The organism is Marinobacter sp. ANT_B65 (assembly GCF_002407605.1).
In the GTDB taxonomy this organism is placed as follows: Bacteria; Pseudomonadota; Gammaproteobacteria; order Pseudomonadales; family Oleiphilaceae; genus Marinobacter.
Genome location: NZ_NXGV01000001.1, coordinates 518,109 through 540,298, shown reverse-complemented (window position 1 = coordinate 540,298; position 22,190 = coordinate 518,109). Strand labels below are relative to the sequence as shown.

22 protein-coding genes are annotated in these 22,190 nt (G+C 53.3%); 12 read left to right on the top strand and 10 right to left on the bottom strand.

Annotation, left to right across the window (positions count from 1 at the left end):
• Positions 1 to 29 precede the first annotated feature (29 nt).
• Genes CPA50_RS02640 through CPA50_RS02630 form a run of 3 tightly spaced genes read right to left on the bottom strand, consistent with a single transcriptional unit; the run spans position 30 to position 4,080 of the window.
• Complete coding sequence (locus CPA50_RS02640) at positions 30 to 2,444, bottom strand: TonB-dependent siderophore receptor (protein WP_202971731.1); 2,415 nt, start codon at positions 2,442 to 2,444, stop codon at positions 30 to 32.
• Between the two features lie 52 nt (positions 2,445 to 2,496).
• Entirely contained in the window at positions 2,497 to 3,525 is a 1,029-nt protein-coding gene (locus CPA50_RS02635) for a FecR domain-containing protein (protein WP_096780916.1), read from the bottom strand.
• A gap of 30 nt (positions 3,526 to 3,555) precedes the next feature.
• Positions 3,556 to 4,080, bottom strand: a complete 525-nt coding sequence (locus tag CPA50_RS02630; protein WP_096780915.1) for a sigma-70 family RNA polymerase sigma factor — start codon at positions 4,078 to 4,080, stop codon at positions 3,556 to 3,558.
• Positions 4,081 to 4,358: 278 nt separating this feature from the next.
• Here CPA50_RS02630 and CPA50_RS02625 point away from each other — a divergent pair, with 278 nt between their 5' ends.
• The gene (locus CPA50_RS02625; protein WP_413772151.1) at positions 4,359 to 5,867 is read left to right on the top strand and encodes an acetyl-CoA hydrolase/transferase family protein; all 1,509 of its coding nucleotides are present in this window, start codon (positions 4,359 to 4,361) and stop codon (positions 5,865 to 5,867) included.
• Positions 5,868 to 5,912: 45 nt separating this feature from the next.
• Here the strand turns inward: CPA50_RS02625 and CPA50_RS02620 are convergent, their stop codons facing one another.
• The 3 genes from CPA50_RS02620 to CPA50_RS02610 are packed head-to-tail and all read right to left on the bottom strand — an operon-like array spanning position 5,913 to position 9,199.
• Positions 5,913 to 6,863: an adenosine deaminase gene (locus CPA50_RS02620; RefSeq protein ID WP_096780913.1), complete on the bottom strand. Its 951-nt coding sequence runs from the start codon at positions 6,861 to 6,863 to the stop codon at positions 5,913 to 5,915.
• A 56-nt stretch (positions 6,864 to 6,919) separates the two neighbouring features.
• Entirely contained in the window at positions 6,920 to 8,701 is a 1,782-nt protein-coding gene (locus CPA50_RS02615) for a DEAD/DEAH box helicase (protein ID WP_096780912.1), read from the bottom strand.
• An 18-nt stretch (positions 8,702 to 8,719) separates the two neighbouring features.
• On the bottom strand, positions 8,720 to 9,199 hold the full coding sequence (locus tag CPA50_RS02610; RefSeq protein WP_096782301.1) for an FKBP-type peptidyl-prolyl cis-trans isomerase: 480 nt from the start codon (positions 9,197 to 9,199) through the stop codon (positions 8,720 to 8,722).
• 435 nt (positions 9,200 to 9,634) lie between these two features.
• Between CPA50_RS02610 and CPA50_RS02605 the strand changes: the two genes are divergently transcribed.
• Positions 9,635 to 10,687: a glycine zipper family protein gene (locus tag CPA50_RS02605; RefSeq protein ID WP_096780911.1), complete on the top strand. Its 1,053-nt coding sequence runs from the start codon at positions 9,635 to 9,637 to the stop codon at positions 10,685 to 10,687.
• A gap of 23 nt (positions 10,688 to 10,710) precedes the next feature.
• Positions 10,711 to 11,160, top strand: coding sequence for a hypothetical protein (locus tag CPA50_RS02600; RefSeq protein ID WP_096780910.1), 450 nt, complete (start codon positions 10,711 to 10,713; stop codon positions 11,158 to 11,160).
• Between the two features lie 34 nt (positions 11,161 to 11,194).
• Here CPA50_RS02600 and CPA50_RS02595 read toward each other — a convergent pair whose 3' ends face one another.
• Both CPA50_RS02595 and CPA50_RS02590 read right to left on the bottom strand, forming a co-directional pair.
• Positions 11,195 to 11,674: a hypothetical protein gene (locus CPA50_RS02595; protein ID WP_096780909.1), complete on the bottom strand. Its 480-nt coding sequence runs from the start codon at positions 11,672 to 11,674 to the stop codon at positions 11,195 to 11,197.
• Between the two features lie 2 nt (positions 11,675 to 11,676).
• Positions 11,677 to 12,117 carry a hypothetical protein gene (locus tag CPA50_RS02590; RefSeq protein ID WP_096780908.1) on the bottom strand — a complete coding sequence of 147 codons (441 nt, stop codon included), beginning with the start codon at positions 12,115 to 12,117 and terminating at the stop codon, positions 11,677 to 11,679.
• Between the two features lie 321 nt (positions 12,118 to 12,438).
• Between CPA50_RS02590 and CPA50_RS02585 the strand changes: the two genes are divergently transcribed.
• On the top strand, positions 12,439 to 12,918 hold the full coding sequence (locus CPA50_RS02585) for a hypothetical protein (protein ID WP_096780907.1): 480 nt from the start codon (positions 12,439 to 12,441) through the stop codon (positions 12,916 to 12,918).
• A gap of 250 nt (positions 12,919 to 13,168) precedes the next feature.
• Positions 13,169 to 14,020, top strand: coding sequence for a hypothetical protein (locus CPA50_RS02575; RefSeq protein WP_096780905.1), 852 nt, complete (start codon positions 13,169 to 13,171; stop codon positions 14,018 to 14,020).
• 451 nt (positions 14,021 to 14,471) lie between these two features.
• Here CPA50_RS02575 and CPA50_RS02570 read toward each other — a convergent pair whose 3' ends face one another.
• Positions 14,472 to 14,897 carry a GFA family protein gene (locus CPA50_RS02570; protein WP_096780904.1) on the bottom strand — a complete coding sequence of 142 codons (426 nt, stop codon included), beginning with the start codon at positions 14,895 to 14,897 and terminating at the stop codon, positions 14,472 to 14,474.
• Between the two features lie 248 nt (positions 14,898 to 15,145).
• On the opposite strand from CPA50_RS02570, the gene CPA50_RS02565 reads away from it, so the two are divergent.
• The gene (locus CPA50_RS02565) at positions 15,146 to 15,694 is read left to right on the top strand and encodes a hypothetical protein (protein ID WP_096780903.1); all 549 of its coding nucleotides are present in this window, start codon (positions 15,146 to 15,148) and stop codon (positions 15,692 to 15,694) included.
• Positions 15,695 to 15,824: 130 nt separating this feature from the next.
• Here CPA50_RS02565 and CPA50_RS02560 read toward each other — a convergent pair whose 3' ends face one another.
• The gene (locus CPA50_RS02560; RefSeq protein WP_096780902.1) at positions 15,825 to 16,133 is read right to left on the bottom strand and encodes a hypothetical protein; all 309 of its coding nucleotides are present in this window, start codon (positions 16,131 to 16,133) and stop codon (positions 15,825 to 15,827) included.
• A 353-nt stretch (positions 16,134 to 16,486) separates the two neighbouring features.
• Between CPA50_RS02560 and CPA50_RS02555 the strand changes: the two genes are divergently transcribed.
• The 6 genes from CPA50_RS02555 to CPA50_RS02530 all read left to right on the top strand — a co-directional run bounded on the left by CPA50_RS02555 (position 16,487) and on the right by CPA50_RS02530 (position 22,162).
• Positions 16,487 to 17,461: a TRAP transporter substrate-binding protein gene (locus CPA50_RS02555; protein WP_096780901.1), complete on the top strand. Its 975-nt coding sequence runs from the start codon at positions 16,487 to 16,489 to the stop codon at positions 17,459 to 17,461.
• 71 nt (positions 17,462 to 17,532) lie between these two features.
• A complete protein-coding gene (locus tag CPA50_RS02550) occupies positions 17,533 to 18,078 on the top strand; it encodes a TRAP transporter small permease (protein ID WP_179397139.1) in 546 nt (181 codons plus the stop codon).
• Positions 18,075 to 19,334 carry a TRAP transporter large permease gene (locus CPA50_RS02545; RefSeq protein ID WP_096780899.1) on the top strand — a complete coding sequence of 420 codons (1,260 nt, stop codon included), beginning with the start codon at positions 18,075 to 18,077 and terminating at the stop codon, positions 19,332 to 19,334. The genes CPA50_RS02550 and CPA50_RS02545 overlap by 4 nt, the downstream gene beginning before the upstream one ends.
• A 10-nt stretch (positions 19,335 to 19,344) precedes the next feature.
• A complete protein-coding gene (locus CPA50_RS02540; RefSeq protein ID WP_096782300.1) occupies positions 19,345 to 20,313 on the top strand; it encodes an asparaginase in 969 nt (322 codons plus the stop codon).
• Between the two features lie 46 nt (positions 20,314 to 20,359).
• On the top strand, positions 20,360 to 21,409 hold the full coding sequence (locus CPA50_RS02535) for a tartrate dehydrogenase (RefSeq protein WP_096780898.1): 1,050 nt from the start codon (positions 20,360 to 20,362) through the stop codon (positions 21,407 to 21,409).
• 87 nt (positions 21,410 to 21,496) lie between these two features.
• Positions 21,497 to 22,162 carry a FadR/GntR family transcriptional regulator gene (locus CPA50_RS02530; RefSeq protein WP_096780897.1) on the top strand — a complete coding sequence of 222 codons (666 nt, stop codon included), beginning with the start codon at positions 21,497 to 21,499 and terminating at the stop codon, positions 22,160 to 22,162.
• Positions 22,163 to 22,190: the final 28 nt, after the last annotated feature.

Here is a 22,190-nt window from a genome sequence, read left to right as displayed (position 1 = left end):
AAATTCTCTCCTTGATTCTTTCCGGGGGGTTACCAACTGTAAGAAACACTGCCGATCAGGCTACGGCCAGCGCCCCGATAGCAATAAACACCCTGACAAGAGATATGCTCTTCATTCAGTACGTTATTGGCATTGACGCTGACCCGGACTCCGTTGAGAGACCCGCCAAAGTCATAGTGGCCCGCCAGATCCAGAAGATTGTATGCATCGTTCTTGTCACTGTTGGCGTTATCTATGTACTCACTTCCCACATAGCGCACACCACCCGAAAACCGCAGTCGTTCAATGGCCGGAACCCTATAGTCCAGCCACACGGATGCCAGGTGCCGGGGGGCCAACCCGAGGTCATTACCCTGATTGCCGTCGTTGTCTCTGGTGAGTTCAGCGCGGTTGTAGTTATATCCAGCAGTCATCCGCAGGTTATCGGTAACATCGCCAGTGGCTTCTAGCTCCAGCCCGCGGGTACGGACTTCCCCTGTCTGCACCTGGAACAGGAGGTTGTCCGGGTCTCGGGTCTTACGATTGGACTCGGTGATCTGATAGAGAGCAGCGGTGAGCATTGCTCCGGTGCCTTCCGGCTGGTATTTCAGCCCTACCTCGAACTGCTCCCCTTCGGTGGGGTCGAAATCATTACCGTTCACATCAGCTCCGGTTTCCGGAACGAATGACTGGGCATAGCTGAAGTAGGAGGACAGATTACTGTCCAGCATATAGAGAGCGCCGAAGCGCCACGTGGTGTGCTCATCCCTGCGCTTACTGGTGGTGTCAGCGAGGTTGTCTTGGGTTTCATCCCTGGCCCAGTCCCGACGGATACCGGCTGTCAGGCGCCAGTCATCAATACTGGCCTGATCCTGCAGGTAAACGCCCGCACGCGAGGTTTCGCCATGATTGTCTACCCAAACATTAGCGGGCCGGGGGACCGGCTGACTGTAATCCGGGTTATTCATATCAATGGAGGGAGCGCTGCCACCAGCGTAGATTACGTCATGCTCGAATCGGGCGTAATCTGCACCGAACAGCATCTGGTGCTCCACCACGCCATGGCCAAAGTTGGCCACCAACCGGGTATCCGTACTGAGTGAATCCATCTTCTCATAGACGCCCACACCGCTGCGGCTCAGTACGGAGCCTGTCAAAGTACCTGCAGACAGATACTGATTGGTTGTGTCCACGTCGCCATAGCGCACATTCTGCTCAAGCTTCAGCCCATCGCTGAACTCATGATTCAGCTCATAGCCCAGCGTCCACTGATCCTGATCCAGTTTGTCGAAGTTTTCATCACCTGCCCAGAAACGGGTCAGGGTGTCACCATCCTGATAGGGACGAGGCGACCCGGAGGTACGGCGCTTCAAATATTGGCTGATGAACGTAATATCTGTGTTATCTCCAATCTGCCAACTAAGTGTTGGTGCCAGAGCCGTAACGTCGTTATCAATCTGTTCTATATCCGTTTGTGCATCGCGTATAACACCCACCAACCGGTACTGAACGTCACTATGCAATTCCCCACCAACATCAAACTGGCCCTGTATATGGTCATTGCTGCCAGCCTGGAGCTGAACCTCCTGGCGCGCACCCTTATCAGGGCGCTTGCTCACCCGGTTCACCAGCCCGCCCGGCGACAACTGACCGTAGAGCACCGAATCCGGGCCTTTGCCCACATCAATACGCTCCAGATTATAAGGAACTGTGGAGAAGTAGGATAACCAGCCGGTATTAGGCTGGCGCAAGCCATCGAGGAAGTCGCCGTTATAGACAAGAGGAAACCCCCGCATTGAAATGTTGTCAAAACGCGGGTCCAACCCTGCACCCTCAATCTTGACCCCCGCCGTATAGGCCACTGCCTGTTCGACCATCAATGGCTGGCGATCCCGGATCTGTTCTCCGGTGATCACACTTATGCTCTGGGCTGTTTCCACGAGTGGTGTGTCGGTTTTCGTTCCGGCAGAGGAGCTGTTGGCTCGATAACCAGCCCCGCTTACGCGCTGATCTGACACTTCAAGGGCATCCAGTACCCGAACATCCTTTTCGGTAATACCTTGCAGAACATAGTCAGAGGGGCCGTGCCTGCTAACATACAAGCCACTTCCGGACAACAAGCGAATGAAGCCCTGCTCCACACTGTAATATCCTTCCAGCCCTTCACTATGCAGACCTTCTGTGAAGCTGGAAGGAAATGACAAAACAACCCCGGAGCGACTGGCAAACTGACTCAGAACACCACCCAATGGGCCGGGAGCAATGCTGTAGTAGATACTACCTGCAACGCTTTGTTCGGCGCCGTCGGCTGCCTGAACCAATTGGGACGACGCTAAAGCCACTGGTCCCAAAAGCATACAACTCAAGGCCAGGTGCCCCCATGCACGACTGGTTTCCTTAAGGGTTACGGGGTGACCGGCAGTGCTGGTGGTCTTTTCTTGATGGGGAGTTACGGAGGGTGTCATAATTTTCTCGCTCGTTACCAGGTATTCGGGTTTATCTCTAGGTCGAGCGAGATCAGAAAAAGGACAATGGTTTCTGAATTTTTTTCATTTCAGCGTGAGCCAGCGGCTTGATGGTCACCCAGAAATCGGTGACACGTTGAATACGCACGGGCAGGCCGTTGGCAATGGCCTGCAGGGCTCGTTCGGTATCATCGACCGGGAAGGTGCCTGAAACCCGCAATCCCGCGATGGCGGTATCACAACGCAGGATGCCACTACGATACCGGCCAAGTTCTTCTACCAGGCGCTCAAGGGGCCAGTCCACCGCCACCAACATGCCCTCGGTCCAGCTATGAGCCTGAACTGTGGAAGGAGACACGGTAACTTCTTTCGCGCTCATTCGAGCCTGCTGACCCGCTTCCAGTTGCCGGATTTTGCCATTCCCCTGAACAGGTATCAGTTCGACACTATCCTCAATGACAGACACCTGAGTGTCCGTGTCCAGCTGACGAACTGTAAAGGCTGTTCCCAAGGGCAGAACTATTCCCTGAGCGGTATGGATCTGCAGTTCCCGGGAGGTCACGCTGCCATCGGTTCGCTTTCCCGTGCGAATAAAAATCTCACCTTCATAGAGACGGATCAGGAGAGAACCTGGGGTTTCCACCAGGTCCAGAGCTGTCGCTGTGTTCAGAACCAGTCGGGTACCGCCTGACAAAGTGAGCTCCCGACGTTCGCCCCTTCCCGTTCGGTGGCCGGCCGTCCAACTGTCCACCCAGTTCCCGGATGGTGCCTGGCGCCAGGCCAGGCCACCCACAGCAGTGCCACCAACAAACAAGGCAAGGCCTCGCAGTACTGTCCGCCGACTCTGCCCCTGCAACTGTTTGATACGAAGCGCCTCGAATGCGGGTGTGCCGGGTACCGACTGCAACTGTTCACGTAATTTCTCTACCTGTTGCCACGCTTGCTGGTGAGCAGGATTCGCATCCAGCCATAGGCTATGGTCCTGCCTCTGGCGCTCAGTCACGTCCTCAGAACATAGCAGGGCATACCAACTCGCGGCCGACCTCAAGACTTCCACACGGGGTTGGCGCAGGTTATCCATGGGCTAAATCCAGAGAGGGCCGGATATCCTTCACTCACCATCCTCACACATCAGCAGCAGGCAGTGCTCAGTGGCCTTGGCCATGTATTTTTTCACCGAACTGACAGATACGCCCAGTCGCCGGGCGATCTCCGCGTAACGCAAACCTTCAAGCTGGCTGAGCAGAAAAGCCTGGCTCACGTTCTCTCCAAGCCCATCGAGCATTGCGTCAATCTGCAGAAGAGTCTCCAGAATCAGGGCCTGCTCCTCAGCCGATATCACTACCGGCTCAGATTGCTGCTGCAGTGCTTCGAGCCAGGCTTTCTCCAGGGCGTCCCGGCGCACGAAGTCCACCCACACCCGCCGGGCAATGGTCGTCAGGAAACTGCGAGGCTCGCGGACTTCGGAAATCCGGGCAGTGTTTTGGGGAGACGCGAGAATACGCAGAAAAGTATCCTGCGCGAGGTCCGCCGCCTGCCAGCTACAACCTGTCTTGCGCTGCAACCAGCTTCGCAGCCATCCATGATGTGCATCGTACATCCTGGCCAACGGCCTGGTATCAGCTGAAACGGGCATTCGTCCCTCACAAAATCAATCGGCAAGCGCGACAGATTCTATGTCGGAACAAACGCTAATACAAATTATTATCATTTGTCTTTGTTTCGGTTTTTTATGAACCCCATACAACTCAGAGACCTTTTCAAGCGATTTCATTAAACCAGCATTCCGACTTTCAATAAGCTGCAACCAGTGTTAGTAGCTATAAGTTTTAGGTATTGATACCTAGTTCTCATGGTATTATTTCTAGCTTTTTTAAAACTACTCCCCGCATACAGAAAACCGGAGCCATCGTGATTACAGCCCCCCGAATCCCCTGCCCCCAACTGCATGACCGAATCATGAGCGCCAAGGAAGCTGCCGCCCTTATCCCGTCCGGCGTTAACGTCGGCATGAGCGGATTCACCGGCGCGGGCTATCCAAAGGCCGTTCCGCAAGCTTTGGCCGGGCATATTCGGGAACACCGCGCCCGGGGCGACAACTATCGGATCAGCGTCTGGACTGGCGCCTCCACCGCACCGGAACTGGACGGAGCCCTGGCCGAAGTAGATGGCATTGAAATGCGACTGCCCTATCAGAGTGACCCTGTCTGCCGGCAGAAAATCAACGAAGGGCGGATGGAATACATCGACATCCACCTTTCCCATGTTGCCCAGCATGCCTGGTCCGGATTTTTCGGTAAGCTGGACATAGCTGTGATCGAAGTGGCAGGCATAACCGAGGATGGCAGACTGATTCCATCTTCTTCCATCGGCAACAACAAAACCTGGATTGACCAGGCCGACAAAGTCATCCTGGAAGTGAATCATGGCCAGAGTTCAGGCCTGGAAGGCATGCACGACATTTACTACAGTACCGCCCTGCCGCCGCGTCGCAAACCAATCCATATGACAGCTCCAGACGACCGGATTGGCGAGAAATACCTGCTGTGCCCGCTGGAAAAAATCATCGCAGTGGTGGAAACCAACTCCCCCGACCGCAACTCCCGCTTCAGCGCCCCGGACGAAAATTCCCAACGCATTGCCCAACACCTGCTCAGCTTCTTCGAAATGGAAGTGGCAAACAACCGGCTGCCGAAGAACCTGCTACCCCTGCAGTCCGGTGTCGGTAACATCGCCAATGCGGTACTTGCCGGCCTCAACGAGGGACCATTCGAAAACCTGACTTCCTACACCGAGGTACTGCAGGATGGCATGCTTGCCATGCTCAAATCCGGAAAGCTGAAAATGGCCTCTGCCACCGCCTTCTCCCTTAGCCCTGAAGCCATTGAAGAGCTGACAGAAAACATCGATTTCTACCGCGACCGCATCATTCTGCGCACCCAGGAAATCAGCAACCACCCAGAAATCATTCGCCGGTTAGGCGTCATTGCCATGAACGGCATGATCGAAGCGGACATCTACGGCAACGTGAATTCCACCCACGTCATGGGTAGCCGGATCATGAACGGCATCGGCGGCTCCGGCGACTTTGCCCGCAATGGCTATCTCTCCGTGTTCATGACTCCGTCTACCGCCAAAGACGGAGCTATCTCCGCCATCGTCCCCATGGCCTCTCACGTGGACCACACCGAACACGATGTGCAGATCGTAGTAACCGAACAGGGGCTGGCAGACCTGCGAGGCCTGGCACCGCGCCAGAGGGCCCTCAAAATCATCGAGAACTGCGCCCACCCGGATTTCAAACCAAAACTACTCAGCTACTTCGAACGGGCCTGTGCCAGTGGCCGGGGCATGCATACGCCGCACCTGCTGAGCGAAGCATTAAGCTGGCATGAGCGGTTTGAGGAAACCGGTCAGATGTGAGTACTTTGACCGGCTGTCAGAACAGCTCGGATTCTCCATTGGCTGTCACACCAACCGGGCATCCATACTGTTCTGGGCCAGCCGGCGGGCCTGGTCTTCGGTCATCCCCAGGCCATCGCGCAGCGCCACGAAGTTCTCCAGCGCATAACCGCCGAAATAGGACGGGTCATCGGAGTTCACGGTGACCTTCAGGCCGCGCTCCAGCAGTTCCAGAATGTTGTGATGAGCCATGTCCGGGAACACGCACAGCTTGATATTCGACAGCGGACAAACCGTTAGCGGGATCTGCTGTTCCGCCAGCCTGTCGAGCAGCCTTGGGTCTTCTGCAGCACGAACCCCGTGATCAATCCGGCATACCTTGAGCAGGTCCAGCGCCTGCCAGATATACTCGGGCGGTCCTTCCTCACCGGCATGGGCAACCGCCAGAAAGCCCTCGGCCCGCGCCTTGGCAAACACCCGCTCGAACTTACTGGGAGGATTGCCTTGTTCGGAGCTATCCAGGCCCACCGCAAAGAACTGGTCACGGAACGGCATGGCCTGCTCAAGAGTCCGGAAAGCATCGTCTTCAGACAAGTGCCTCAGGAAGCTGAGAATCAGTCCACCGGTAATCCCCATCTGCTCGCGGCCATCCCGCATGGCCTCACGGATGCCATTGAGAGCCACTTCAAAGGGAATGCCACGCCCGGTATGGGTCTGGGGATCGTAGAAGGGTTCAACGTGCACCACGCCCTGGGCCTGGCACTTCTGCAGATAAGCCCAGGTGAGGTCATAAAAATCCTGCTCAGTGCGCAGCACGTCAGCGCCCTTGTAATACAGATCCAGAAATTCCTGCAGATTATTGAAGGCATAGGCCTGTCGCACTGCATCCACATCATTCCACGGCAACTCAATGCCATTACGCCGGGCCAGCGCAAACATCAGTTCAGGCTCGAGCGCGCCTTCCAGATGAAGGTGCAGCTCCGCTTTGGGCAGGGCTTTCAGCCAGGCTTCGTTCATCGCAGTCTCCGGGAGAGTTTTATAGTAGATCAACAAATCAGTACAGGAGGGAGGCTTCAGGCTTCATTCGCCTTGCGATAGGCACCCTGATAATCAAATATCCGTTCCTGCACCTGCCAATAGTGCTTTTGTTTTCGGGCAATGACAAAGTCCGGTGCGGGCAACAGGGTCTGAACTTCGAGCACCTCCTGTATCCCGCTGAACTCTTTCGGAGTCTGGCCACTGGCGAAACGCCGGCCAAACAATCTGTTAAAGACGCTGCGCTGGGCCGGGCGGCTGAAATCAAAGGATTCGCCGAGTTCTTCCCCGTCCTCACCGTGGTAGATGATCTTCAGTTTGCTGTCGGGTTTCTCTTTATGGGCGCTCAAGGTGATCCCGGCGCAGCGGATCACCATGGCATCTTTGAGCTTAAGGGCATCCCTGAGCTGGTCATCCGGGTCGATGATGGCTTTTTTGCACTGATGGCAGTTACGGGCAGCTATGTCATTCTCGCCACCGCAGTGGGGACATTCCTTGAAGCGGAAGCGGTAATCGCACTGTTCAGGGCGCGCATTCCGAGCTGCCGGCCCACCCTCTTGGGCAGGTTCCAGCAGCCCCTGACAACGGCGGCCGTAGTGTTCAATCACATGGCCGTCGCCATCGGTTTTGCCCCAGAAAATATTGGCAAACCCACAGGCCGGGCAGAACACCTGCACCGGCTCACTGTCCGGGTTGGGTTTCTTCTCCCCCACCTCCGGGTGGTAAAGGTTGACCCGGTTGCCTGCGTAATCAATCACCAGACAATCCTTCTTGCCTTCATCCAGGCGCAGGCCCCGGCCCACGATCTGCTGGTAAAGACTCACTGACTGGGTAGGCCGCAGAATGGCGATAAAGTCCACATGGGGCGCATCAAAGCCGGTGGTGAGAACGGAAACATTCACCAGATACTTCAGCTGTCGCTGCTTGAAGCGCTGGATCAGGGAATCCCGTTCATTCTGATCGGTAGCGCCGGTAATCAGGGCAGTCTGCTGTTCCGGCAGATAGCCGGTGATTTCTTTCGCATGGTCCACCGTGGACGCAAATATCATCACCGCCTGGCGTCTGGCCGCCAGCTCCATCACCTGTTCGATAATGGCCCGGGTCACACGCGGATGTTTGCCCAGCAGCTGGTTCACGTCTTTTTCCGCGTATTCGCCAAAGCTGTTGCGGGGCAAAGCCGAGAAATCGTATTGCGCCACCGCCGCGTCTACCACCTCGGGTTTTGTGAGGTAACCCCGGTTGATCATATAGCTCAGCGGCAACTCATAAATGCAATGGACAAAGGGCTTGTCCTGTTCGCTGCGGACAAATCCCCGGTAGTGATAGCGATAGATCCAGCCCATACCCAGGCGATAGGGGGTAGCGGTCAGCCCCAGCACCTTGAGGGAGTCGTTCTGTTGCCGCAGCTGCCCGATGATTCTTTGATACTGGCTGGTTTCCTCACCGCTGACCCGGTGACACTCATCAATGATAAGCAATGAGTATTCATCCCCGAACCGGTCCAGATTTGCCGATACCGACTGGACGCTGGCGAAGGTGACCTGATGCCGCTTCTCCTTGCGCCTCAATCCGGCGGAGAAGATGCCCGCAGTCAGCCCATAGCTCTGGTATTTGCCGTGGTTCTGTTCAACCAGTTCTTTGACATGGGCCAGCACCAGAATCCTGCGCCGGGCCAGGCGGGCCAGTTCGGCAATGACCAGACTTTTCCCGGCACCAGTGGGGAGCACAATAACCGCAGAATCGTCGGATTTGCGGAAGTGCCTTAAGGTGGCATCGACGGCTTCCTGCTGGTAAGGCCGCAGGGTGAAAGAGGCATTCATTTTGAAAGGCTTAATCGTTCAGTGATGCCCGCCCGGTCCATGCACGTGGCCGTGTGCGATCTCTTCCGGACTGGCCGCACGCACTTCGATGATTTCGATATCAAAGGTGAGAGTTTTTCCGGCCATCGGGTGGTTGGTGTCCACATCGGCAAATTTGAGGCCGACCTTGGCGACAACCACATGGCGCGGGCCCTGCTCTGTCTGTACCTGGGCAACCATGCCCCGCTTCCAGCGTTTGGCACCGATCAAATGTTTGATTGGTACACGCTGCACGGCATCAGCCTTGCGCGGCCCGTATGCTTTGTCCGGAGAGACGGTAACACTGAAGCTTTCGCCAGCGTCGCGCCCTTCCAGAGCTTCTTCGAGGCCCCGGATAATGCCGCCGTGACCATGCAGGTAAGCATTCGGCTCTCCGCTGCGGGAGTCTTCCACAACATTGCCCTGTTCATCACTGACGCTGTAGTGAAACAGGACCACTTGATTCTTTTCGATTGGCATAAGGTTCTCTGGAATGATTAAACGTGCGCCATTATAACCAGACGAAGAATCGGCTGCAGTGGTTCCTGCAACTGAGGCCCGGGATTTCCTCAGGGCTGGGGACAACTCAGAAACCGCCAGTACTTCGCATTTTCTAATCACCGCTTCGAAACCTGTTGAATTCAGATAACTGCAACGGGTAGCATTAAATCAACAGGGATGGTCCGCATGTCAGGGAAAAGACATTAGCGATCTGCGCAGTCACGCCTACAGGGTGTATGCCATGGAATCGCTTTTAACCGGTCTTTGCTTTTCCGCTTAACGCCCTCGTAACCGCATAATTAATCGGCCATTTTCATATTGCCGAATGTGGGGCGAACAGGCGTTCGATGTCATACCAGATGTGAGAACTTCACGGCCTCCTGAAAACCAACCCATTTCTGAGGGAGTAGACACATGGGAGGTTCAATAAAAACCAGGGACGAGGTTCAGACGGCACTCCAACACATGGAAGTGCAGGCCCTCTATTTCAGCTACGAGATGATCAAGAACAGTCAGGCTCGAATGTGGTATCTGCAAGAGATACGACAAATGTCCCGAAATACTCTTTCAGCCTATGACCGTGGATTAATGTCTGGCAAAGAAGCAGCAGAACTTGCCAACCAAATGCGGAATGACATTCTCGTCAAGAGTCGGGCCATGCAAACAGGCATGGGCTTTAAATACTCAGAATCATTGAAAAAAGAAGGGAAAGCACTCGCTGAACTTCTGGATAAATACGCGAAAAACAAATACGGGAGGGCCTTTACTGATCTTGCATCCGAAGCAGAAAAGGAAGCCATATTTGTTGAAATCATTGAAAGCGCTGGCCGTGATCGTGGTGCAGCAACCCGGCTTGCGCACAGTATGAAATGGTCCGCCAGGGTTTGTTGGGTCATTACGGCGGGCGTCGCGTTCTACAACATTTTCACCTCCGAAAACAAAACCTGGGCTACCGGCCGAGAGGTTACAACATTAGGTACAGGATTCGGCGCGAGCATGGCTGGGGGTGCTGTTGCAGGTATCTGGTTTGGCCCGGTCGGAATGGCTGTGGGCGCAGCGATTGGTGGCGTTCTTGGGGCCGTTGTCGGAAATGAAGCATACCTCGAATATGCCGGGCCGGAGCGTCAGGCTTCCGCCGCCATAATTGCTCCGAGAACCAGGATGTTCTATACGGATGAGCACGGAATGGCTCAGGACCTTATCAGGAAATCCGGAATTGTAATGGACGAGGTCTACCAGGTCTTTCTCGAGCTCGACACCAACTACAACTCGGATGCCGACGACGTTGCTGTCAAATACATAGAGCTGGTCCGCAAGCGTAGGGGATCTATTGAAGAAGGCCTGCGACTTCACCGGCCACTGAACAAGCTGTTGGTAAAAATCATGGCGGATGGCTGGACCAGCAGAAAGGAAACGGACGCCATCAACTTCCTTAAAAGGCTCCAGCGCCCAGGCGTTTACGAGTAAAACTGCAGAGACAAAGTCCTCCCATGGAAAAAACCGATCAGTTTTCGTCCAGGCTACTCAAAAGCTCCGACGATAGTCAAACCCCTTGCCTTCAGCTGATAAAAGGCGATGAGCCATTCGGCAGCCCACAGAAAGGGGCTCTGATTGAGGCCCAGTATCAGGTAGACGACGACCGCTATCTGCTGTTTATCACGGATGATGTTCCATACGAGGAAACCTTGCGCATCTACCTGATTGCAGGCAACGCCGAGGTTCTGGACTCACTGGAATTCGGTGGCTATCTCGCTAACGGGACTCTGGAAGGCCTTAACGTTGTTGGCGAACAGTCCATCGAATTCAGCTTCATCCACGAAAAGCGCTGCAGGCTGACGGTAAAATCTGACAGCGGATGGAAAAAGCCACTTACCTTCACGCCTGGAGTAAGTCGCCCCGGGGGGTTAAAGAAGCGATTTCTGGACCTTGAGTTCGTTTAATCGGGGAACAAAGGCAGGAACGGCTCGCCCACGTTCAGCGCTTTGAATTCGATCGGTGCTGCGACCAAATAAGCCGGTAATATTCCACCACATTACCATAGCGTTCAGATCGATAAAGCATACCCGCGAGCACGGCCATTATCACTCCAGCCAGCCCAGTAAAAGCCATCCCGGTGCTGCCCAGAAAAAACAATGTACAAGTGGCCGCAGCAAGCAACAGAACATAAAAAAGGTTTTGCCAAAGTAAAACCCGATGGCAGACAGACCATCCCCTTGAGAGGAGAAACGTCGGAGTCGCCAAGAACAACACCATGACTACCAGCAGCGCCATTTCCAAGTAGACCAGAGCTCGCTCGCTTAGCAACCCCGAAACCAACGCTGACAACAACATCAGCACGATGGGCAGAGAAAACACCATCAACATGACGGCTCCAAGCATGTGCCACATCCCCTTCGGGAGCACCTGATACTCAGGCATCGCCTTGTCAGTTGGTGTTTTGTACTGCTTTTCCATAATCATTCCTCAGAAACAACCGCCACGGCCAGAGTTCCCAGCGCGCCACTGGTAGCACTTCCCGTAAAGCTCAGCGTGGCTCCAATGGAATCTTTGATCTGACGCATCGTCGTTTTCTTGATAGCTGCATTAGAAAAACGTCGCTCAATCTTGCCCGCCCGCTCCATTACCTTCAGTGTTTGGTTAGAAATACCTGATGCATTTGACCGGGCGATCTCCCGGGACAGCCTCCTGCGCTCCTGCCTACTTAAGCCCTCAAGCGCCCTGCGTGTTGTTATGCCCTGTGATCTGAGGAGTTTTATCCCTCTTACTGTCATCAATCCGGACGCCGATGCCCCCCCAAGAGAAATAACATCGAGTGCCAGAGTAGCGTTTTGGTACCATTCTTCATTATCAAGCTCGTCATTCATATAAGGAGATGTTATTTCATTTCTCGTCCTCATCAAGCTGTTTCCGCATTGCAGCGAACTGGCTGTGGCAGCCCCGTAGGCCATAACGGAAAATACCGCGGAGCCCCCGCCACTGAAAGGTATGGCTGCACTTGATGTAAGTACTACGAACCATCCTATTACGGCTGCCCCACAGGAGACAGCGGCTCCCACTGTTTCCGAAAAAAAGCGACTTTCCCTAGGGGTGTTTTTGACCTCAGAGATGTAATCGATCCGGAATAATTGAACTATCGGTTTATATTTTGTTACCTTCCTAATCTGCACCCAAAAGGACCATGGGCGTACACGGACGTTAACAAAATACAGGGACGAATCATGTCACGAAAAATGCTCAGTGCTGCCAAACTGCAGCAGCTTGCTACGCAATGCCATTCTTGGAAAGACGCTGCGGAGAAGCATGAACAGATCCGCACTATCTACCACCCTAATTCCCCCCAATTCCACGAACTGGAGCGCCAGCTTTTTCTGAATGACCAAGCCCTGCGGATGCTTTGTGCGCTCAACGATTTCGACCGGAGCAAGGTTACCGAAGAATTGCTGGATATTGTCAGATACCCAAACAAGATCGAAGCAGATGCAGCCAGGAAGAACTGGTTTCAGCGACTTCTGAAAACCCGGTATCCCTTCAAGGGCTACCACTACATGATCAAATACGGCATTGATAAAGATCGTCGGGTAACGGTCAGCGATATTTTATTTGATAAAGAACTGTTAGGCCCCAACACAAGTCAGCCTCCATGGCGTTGGCTGCAACCTCGCAAACATCAGGCGGGCCTGCATCCACGCTGGCATTAAAATTGACCAGGAACGCAACAATCCGTTCGACTTCGTGCCAAACATTGCCGGAGGCAATAACATAAGCTCAAGTGGTCTCAAGCGGTCACTGAAGTTTCTGGGCCTAGTGCTTGGAGAGGACTCAGTCGCCAGCCCCCACACACTGCCGTATCTCGGACTGGAAACTTATATCCATCAACTGGAGTTTACCGGGAACCATAAACATGCAGCCTAAGCCAGGGAATACCGACCAGAGCGGAGGGCCTGAGTAATGGCGAAACTCGCAGCAACAATCCCGCCCGTGCGATATAGGCGGACACCCTCTTCGTTTCTAAAGCGGCTGACCCGCCCCTTTATTGCACCCTTCAAGGAAATACTCGGTGGCCCGGACCTTGAGCACTGTGACCACCGGCGGGTGGACTGCGGTGCCGTTGATGTGGAGTTTTACTTGCCCGCCGCGTCCTTCGGTGGCGGGGCAAAGTATCCGGCAAGTGTTGATCTGGATAGCCCCCCCGCTCTAGAAGTCGCATACGAGTATCGTACTGAGCATGACACCCTGAAACTGGGCGTCACCAATTGGAAATATGGACGTCCCAAGTTGGAACCGACCCGGTTTCTGCCCATTCCCCAAGAACCTTATGTCATCGTCACTACATCCTGGCAACTAGAGAGAGTCAAAAATGGCTTGGCACTTGAGGTAGGCAATACTGCCATGCTCGAGCAGTACTTAAAGGATGATTACTACGCTCATCTAGAATCCGAAGGTGGACAAAACTGGAACATCAGAACCAGAACACAGGATGAACTTGAGCCGCGCGGATGGGATCAGGAATCAATTGATGAACAAATAGCCATACAGCTTTTCGATCCACCAAAGAACTATGAATCAATGATGTTCAATGGTGTTAACTGGCTTAGATACATCTGGGCACCCCGCCAGAACTACCCAAAAGCACTCAGTTACACTTGTGTGCTCACACCGTCCTTTCTCCTGACAATAAGCTTTGGTCTAACTGAAATGACAGGAGCCTCTCTCAAGTATTGGTGGAGCCCGCTGATCGAGGACTCGGAGATTCTGATGCAAGGGGTGAAACTTCACTATAAAAACCTGCCCCGGCTATAGGCTATGCAAGAATCAGGAAAATTTAAAGCCCATGATGTGGCAAAGGAACAATGGCTATTTTGTCAGCTGCTCCTCATGCATTGAAAAATCACTATCCCTTCGTACCAGTCAGTTTCAGGCGTGTAAGTGACCATTTCCAAGCGAGTATGGTGCGGCCCCCCTGCATAGGATGAGCTTGCCGCGCGAATGCTATGTTGGCTCTCAAGATCCTGCGCTTCGACATAATAATCCATTAATGCCTCCGCTCTCCGACTTGGAAAAACTGATCCAAAAATAACGGACATTACTAGGGAGCAGTTGGATTAAAGACTGGGGGCAGGTCACTTGAACAGAAACTTTCAGTCAGTGCCGTTGCCTCCGTGCTCTGCAAAATTCATATATCTGTAGGTTTAATAGGAACTCTGGTTGCGATTCTCTATTTTTCGATCACGTTCTATGCGTTAATTTTCCTTTAATCCGGCAACGTCTCACCCGAGCCACCCATTTCAGCGGGCATATCTTTCATCTTGGGCAAACCATCCCGGATCGGCAGCACCGATTCCTGGTAGTGCACATGCAAGGCAGGCTCAAACTTCAGGCCAGGAAGATTCGCAACGTAAACATCTACCAGCCCCCAAGCCGGGTGGTCTGTGAACACATGCCCACCACACTGTCTGCACCACTTGCGGTAGCTCTGCTCCGTGAGATGAAACTCGCCAACCTGATCAGCACCAGACAAAATCTCAAGGCTGGCTGCTGGCCAGAGTGAGAAAGCGTTAACCGGCCCGGCAGACCAACGGCGGCAGGAGTCGCAATGGCAATAGCCCATTGCCTCTGGCGTACCGGATACCTGGTATTTAACCGCGCCACAAAAACAGTTGCCCTGATACTGACTCATGACCACCTCCTTATTTGTTGTTGTTCAGGGATCACTGTTCCAGAGGCACCACCCGGGTGTATATCCTCCTGAATAGTGGAATTGGCAGGACTTTCGTAGCAGGCACAAATTAATGGTGCCCTGCGCGGGTTCGCAGAACTGCTAACAGAGCCAGAACCCGCAGGAATAAATCTGTCGCGATTATTCGCCTTATGCAACAATGATATAGCGTTAAATCAAACAGATAATACGGTCAGGAAAATATAACTATGAAAAGGGTAGTAGCGTGCACTCTGGTTTCAGCTTTAATGGCTGGCTGCGGAGGTGGAGGTAGTGGAAGCGACCTGGAAAAAACCAGTGGAAATACCACTCCCGATACAGGGAACGAGGACAACGGTGCCGTGACGCCAAGCGATCAAATCACAGTACTTGAGGGCACCTGGAACAAACAATGCGGGCCAGTTGAGGGTGAAACGCACCACGATATTGTGACGGTATCCTTTACCGGCGGCACATTCGCTTCCAGTATCGAGAACTACATCGATAGCGGTTGCAGCATCCCCTTTCAGGAGGCTCCAAACCCGACTTCATCAGGCAACTTTGCATTGGGCGACGATATTTTACTGAGTGATGGCCTTACCGCTACCGAACTCGATACCCATATCACCCAGTTCAATGGGGCCTACTTCGACATCAACGAATACAGCATCATTTACATTAACAACGATATTCTCTACACAGCAGAAGGCACAACCGATTCAACGGCTCAGCGGCCAACCAGCCTCGATTACGGTCGTCCATTCTATCGGATAAACTAAACTACCTGCTCAAAACCGGGCCAGATCCATTTTCCGCAATTTACAGTGGTTCAGATTAGTTTCGCAGCACTGGAAACTCCCTGAAAACAAATCTGTCCCGGTTGTTGATCTGGCAGGGCGCTTGCCCAATTCAGCTACTACCCCGCTGAATAATCAGTTTGATGTATAGCAGGTAGCCACAAAACAAAAAAATCGGTGCCATATACCAAAGATACGCAAGCTTGCCTGCGCCCATGCGATAAAGCCCCATCACAACCACAGCACTGAGAATACAACTTGCGGGTACTGAGTATATGGCCGAGGTCAGCACTGAGTCATCAATCGAAGCAGGCCGGTGACTGGTATCGACAGCACTGAACCCAAACACCACCAACAAAAACAGCATATACGCCAGAAGAACCTGGCCAATGCTACCTGCAATTACCCATCCTAAAGTCATCCGTTTTCCCTTGGTTAATAACGATGTAACAAACATCGCGTCAGGGTCAATCAGCCAGCATGAGCATAAGACCCGCTGACAACCACCGACACTGCCCTATCTTCGTGCACAGCAATACGACACATATCGCCTAAAAAACTTGTTCGCACTCAGGTGATCATCTAAGATTTCATCTGGTCTGACCGGTCATACCGGTCAGACCAGATGAGTAATCATATCATCGACCGACGTGACACCCGGTACAACAAACAGCACTTTAAAATTAATTAACTCAAAAAAGTCTGCGCTCCCCGGCAGCAAACCAGAGACGCTGGTTGGCCGCAGACAATAAGACCATCTATCAGGAGAACACAATGAAACACGGATTTATTCCAGCAATCTCCACTCTTGCTCTTTCTATGGCGCTGTCTTCCAACATGGCGTTTGCGCAGGACTATACACTTCGCCTCAGCCACACTGGCGCCCCAAGCCACCACTACCAAACCATTACCGAGCAGTTTGCCAAAGAAATCGCAGAAAAAACCGATGGCGCTGTTGAAATCCAGGTATTCCCCTCCGATCAGCTGGGAAATCAGCTTGAATCAGTGGAAGGCACCATGATCGGCACTCTGGAAATGACTCTGGCCTCAGACACCGTGCTGTCTAACTGGGTACCTGATATGGGTATGCTTAACCTGCCCTTCCTGTTCGAAGATATGGATGAATACCTTGAGGTAGTTGAAGGTCCCGTTGGCGATATGCTGAGCGCACAGGTAGAAGATCAGGGTGCGGTTATCATCGGCTGGTGGGGAAATGGCATGCGTCATGTCACCAACTCCGTTCGCCCAATCAACAAGCCAGAAGATCTTGAAGGCCTGAAGATCCGCGTTCCGGAAGGAAAAGTGTTCGTAGACACCTTTAAGACATTAGGGGCCGGTGCAACGGTAATGTCCTTCGGTGAGCTGTATTCTGCGCTGCAACTGGGTGTTGTAGACGGCCAGGAAAACCCGCCTGCTCACATCATTACCCAGAACTTCAATGAAGTTCAGGACTATGTATCGCGTACAGGCCACATCCATATGGGCTCTCCGCTCATCATGAATGCACACCTCTTCTACAGCATGCCGGAAGACATCCAGAAAACACTGCTTGAGGTTGGCAGAGAGTACGACCGCAGGCACATTGATTTGATCGCAAACCTTGAAGCCGAGCAGTGGGAGGAAGTCGCAGAGCGTGGCATGAAGATAAATGATGTAGACAAGTCTCTGTTCCGCAAAGCCGTACAGCCTGTCTATGACGACGCTGCTGCAACGTTCAACAAGGACATCCTTGACCTGCTAACCAAGTAATTAACTCAGCAACAAGATCGCCAACAGAACCGTGGTCTAGCGGTTCTGTTGGCATGATCGGGACCGGTTTCATGGATAATACAGATCAACCATCCGCCTCTGGTATCAGAAAATCACTAATTTCACTTTGCGACAAAATTGCTGTTGTCTGCCATGTGATAGCAACCATCGCTATTGCTGTGATGCTGTCGCTGGTCATCATTCAGGTCATATTCAGATACGTACTTAACACCCCGATCGGGTGGACTCAGGAAGTTTCAGTATTTTCGATGATGCTTGCCGTCATGTCGGGAATGGCCGTTGCCTTCTGGCGCGGAGAACATTTCAGGGTGTCTGTCTTCGTTGACAGCCTGCCCTCGGTACTTGCCAAAATAGTAAATCTTGCTTCCCGTCTTATTACCATCACCTTTCTTTCCGTGGTTGTGTGGTTCAGCTACTCGCTGGCACTGCGAGGTATCAGACAGGTATCACCCACCTCAGGAATTCCGATTGGATATGTCCAGTTTTTCCTGACGGGCGGCTGTCTTGTAGCGGCTTTCCTGCTTACCGTGAAAACCCTGTTGGGTCACGAAACCATCAGTGACAAAAATGCTGTCAGCGCGGAACCTGTATCATGATTGAGATTCTGATTTTCTCATTTATCGGTTTTCTGATAATAGGATTGCCTATTGCGATCGCCCTGGGCGCAGCCAGCACTCTTGCTATCTATTTCGGCAGCCATATCCCACTGCTGGTAGTTGCGCAGAAAATGTTCCAGGGGCTGAATAACTTCTCATACCTGGCCATTCCTCTCTTCTTGCTGGCCGGAGCCCTGATGTATGAGGCCAAACTATCCGAGCGCCTTGTTGGTATGGCAAGCCGGCTGGTAGGAAAGCGCCCGGGCGGATTGGCCAATGTGGCCACGACTTCTTCTGCGTTCTTCGGAGCGATTTCCGGATCTGCACCGGCAACCACCGCAGCCGTTGGCACCGTCCTGATCCCTTCCATGAAAAAAATGGGGTACACCGCAGCAGGTTCAGGAGCTGTAGTGGCTGCCTCGGGCGCATTGGGGCTGATCATTCCACCGAGCATCACCATGGTTATCTATGGCGTGATCTCCGGGGTATCCATTGGCGGGCTGTTCATCAACGGGATTGTTCCAGGAATACTGCTGACACTGGCTATCTGTGTACTGAACTGGTGGCGTGGAAGAAAGAGCGTTGATGACATCAGCCTTGACGACACCCCACCACCTGCCAGCGAACGCATCAAGAACCTGGCGGCATTGCTCATGCCGATCATTATCATTATAGGGATATACTCAGGCGCATTTACGCCAACCGAGTCAGCTGCGGTGGCCTGCATTTACGGGCTGCTCATTGGGGTCTTCCTCTATAAAACCCTTGGCCTTACAGAAATAAAGCGTGCCTTCATGGGTACAGCGGCCACAACTGCCGTGATCATGTTCCTGATGGTCTGTGCCAATGTCTTTGCCTTTGTGATAACCACTGAACGCGTCCCTCAGCTTTTCTCTGCCTGGGTGATGACCATTACCACTGACCCGACCATGGTAATGCTCATGATGCTGGCATTGCTGATCGTAGTAGGTACCTTTCTGGATAACGTGTCAGCTCTGGTACTGCTGGTCCCCACCCTGGTAGCAATCACCTCTGCCGTTGGCATTGACCCCATGTACTTTGGCGTATTCACCATCATTGCACTGGCAGTCGGGCAGTTCACGCCCCCTGTAGGGCTTAACCTGTATATCGCGGCCAACATTGCCAATGAAACGGTGGAAAAAATCAGTCACGCGGTGCTTCCGTTTGTTGCGGTTTACATCGCAGCCCTGCTGATTTTCGTAGCCTTCCCCAACATCCTGACTATTTTTTCCTGAAGATATGGATATGAAAAATACCCTAGTACTGATTTCACTGGGCGGCACGATTGCCAGTCTTCCTGGCACTTCAGGGCGGGCCATTGCGGGCGCCCTTTCCGGCACAGAGCTGATGGAGAAGCTGCAGATCAAGAGCGATTGTCCGGTTGAAGTCATCACCCTATGCCAGAAGCCCAGCAATGCCATTACCACAGCCGACCTGCTACAACTGAGAAAGCTGTGTATTGATCTGTCGCAACGCGAAGATGTGGCAGGGCTGGTAGTGTCCCAGGGCACGGACACCCTTGAGGATACAGCTTACTTCCTGGATACAAGCCTGGCACTGGCAGACACTGCGGTAGTGGTCACCGGCGCCCAGCGCGTGCCCTACGCCCCCGGCTCAGATGCCGGCCCCAACCTTCGTGATGCACTGAAGGTAGCAGGTACTCCTCAGGCACGAGGAGCCGGTGCTCTGGTTGTGTTCAATGAGGAAATTCATGGGGCAAACTCGGTTCGTAAGCTCAGCAGCTATCAGCTCAACGGCTTTGGCTCGCCGGGGATCGGACCCGTGGGTTTTGTTGATGGCGATGAAGTCAGACTGTGCAAGCGGCTGCAGCGTTCAGATGTAATTGCACCAGGCGAGCAATTGCCGCGAGTGGATATTCTGCCTGTGGCAATTGACGCATCACCTGCCCTGCTTGAAGCTGCGGTAGCCAGCGGCGCCAAAGGGCTGGTGATAGACGCTATCGGCCGGGGCCATATTCCACCGAGCTGGGTAGAACCTCTGGGCGACCTGTTGAGCGCTGGAATTCCAGTAGTGGTGACATCGTCAACACACTGGGGGCGTGTCGAAGAGGTGTATGAATACCCCGGATCACTGGCAGAGCAGGTCTCAATGGGTGCGATCAAGGCTAATCACCTGAATGCCAGAAAAGCCCGGCTGAGGCTCATGTGCGCTTTGTCCTGCAAAATGCCAATTGATCAGTCGACCTTTTCCTGACGGCCACCGTCAGCGTTGTGGAAAAACAGAATATTCAGGAGAGACAATGAATTCTTATAATATTGCATTCATTCCCGGGGATGGCGTTGGCGTCGAAGTCACAAAAGCAGCGCTTGATGTACTCGAAGCGGCGGCCCGTAAATATGGCTTTATCCTGACCCCCACTCACTATGAATGGGGATGTGAGTATTACCTGAAGCAGGGTCAGATGATGCCCGATGACGGGCTGGCACTCCTTGAGAAAAGCGATGCGATCTTTCTGGGCGCCGTAGGCTGGCCCGAGAAAGTGCCAGACAGTGTTTCACTGCACGGCCTGCTGTTGCCGATCCGCAAACAGTTCGACCAGTTCGTCAACGTACGCCCACACCGGCTGCTTAAAGGCGCACAGGGGCCGCTGAAGAAAACAGACTTCAACATCCTGTGCATACGGGAAAACACCGAAGGCGAATACTCCGGAGCCGGCGGCCGCGTGCATATGGGCAATCCACACGAAGTGGCAGTGGAAACCTCAATATTCACTCGCCACGGAGTGGAACGCATTCTCCGCTTTGGCTTTGAACAGGCTCGGTTACGCTCCAAAAAACTGGCATCCGTGACCAAGTCAAATGCGCAAAAATACTCCATGGTATTCTGGGATGAAATCACAGATGAACTGGCAGCCGAGTACCCGGACGTAAAAGTTGAACGCTACCACGTTGATGCCGCCGCCGCGCGCATGATCACGCATCCGGAAAGCTTTGATGTGATCGTTGCATCCAACCTGTTTGGCGACATCCTCAGCGACATAGGCGCTGCTATTCAGGGCGGCCTGGGATTCGCTGCCTCTGCGAACATCAACCCGGGGCGGCAGATGCCATCGATGTTTGAGCCTGTGCATGGTTCAGCGCCGGATATCGCAGGCCAGGGCAAGGCCAACCCTGTGGCAGCAATATGGTCCGGAGCGATGATGCTTGAGCATCTTGGCGAAAAACAGGCAGCAGGTGCCATCATGAGTGCGTTGAATGAGGTGCTGAACATCACCGATAACTGCACGCCAGATATGGGCGGCACAGCTACAACGGCGGAATTGGCCGATGCTATAGTGAGATCACTGTAGCTGCCCCCCTGCCGGGATAGCACCTTGTCAGACTGATGCAAATATCATTACATTTTCAGTGTCTTCGAGAGGCGTGAATACGTAAACATGCTCAATAACGCTATAGCAAAGCTTCTTCAGACCAAGATATTAAATGGCGAATATCCTCCGGGGAAAGCTCTGCCAGGGCAACGTGTACTCGCCGCAGAACTGGGCGTAAGCCGCCCGGCTCTGCGCGAGGCGTTGAGTGTTCTGGAAACACTGGGCCTGATCGATATTCGCCAGTCTAAAGGAGTCTTTGTTCCTGACCCAAAAAACCAGACAGCCAGCAGCACCAGCAAGATAAGCCATCGCATCCGAGAAGTTTTTCAGTTTCGGTTAGCTGCAGAGCCCTATGCTGCGGCAATGGCCAGCCGACTTCGTTCGGATGATGATCTGGAACGCCTGAAAGCATCCCACTATCGGATGCGCTATGCGCTTGAGGAAGGGCAGCTGATTGATGCAGCTCAGGAAGACTTTAACTTTCATCACACCATCTTCTCCATATTACAAAACTCGATCTTTACAGACACCAGGCGCCGCGTTGCCACAGACCTACACAGCGCCCAGTTAAGCCCTTTGCGTAACAGAGAAGAGTTGATGAAGCCTCTGGAAGAGCACCAGAAAATTATCAACGCAATTCAGGACCAGTCCCCCGAGCGTGCAAGCGCGGCCATGGCTTATCACATCCGCTCGGCAGCGATACGTGGTGGTTTGAGTGATGACGATATCTAACCATAAAATTATCGACCTGCGATTATTA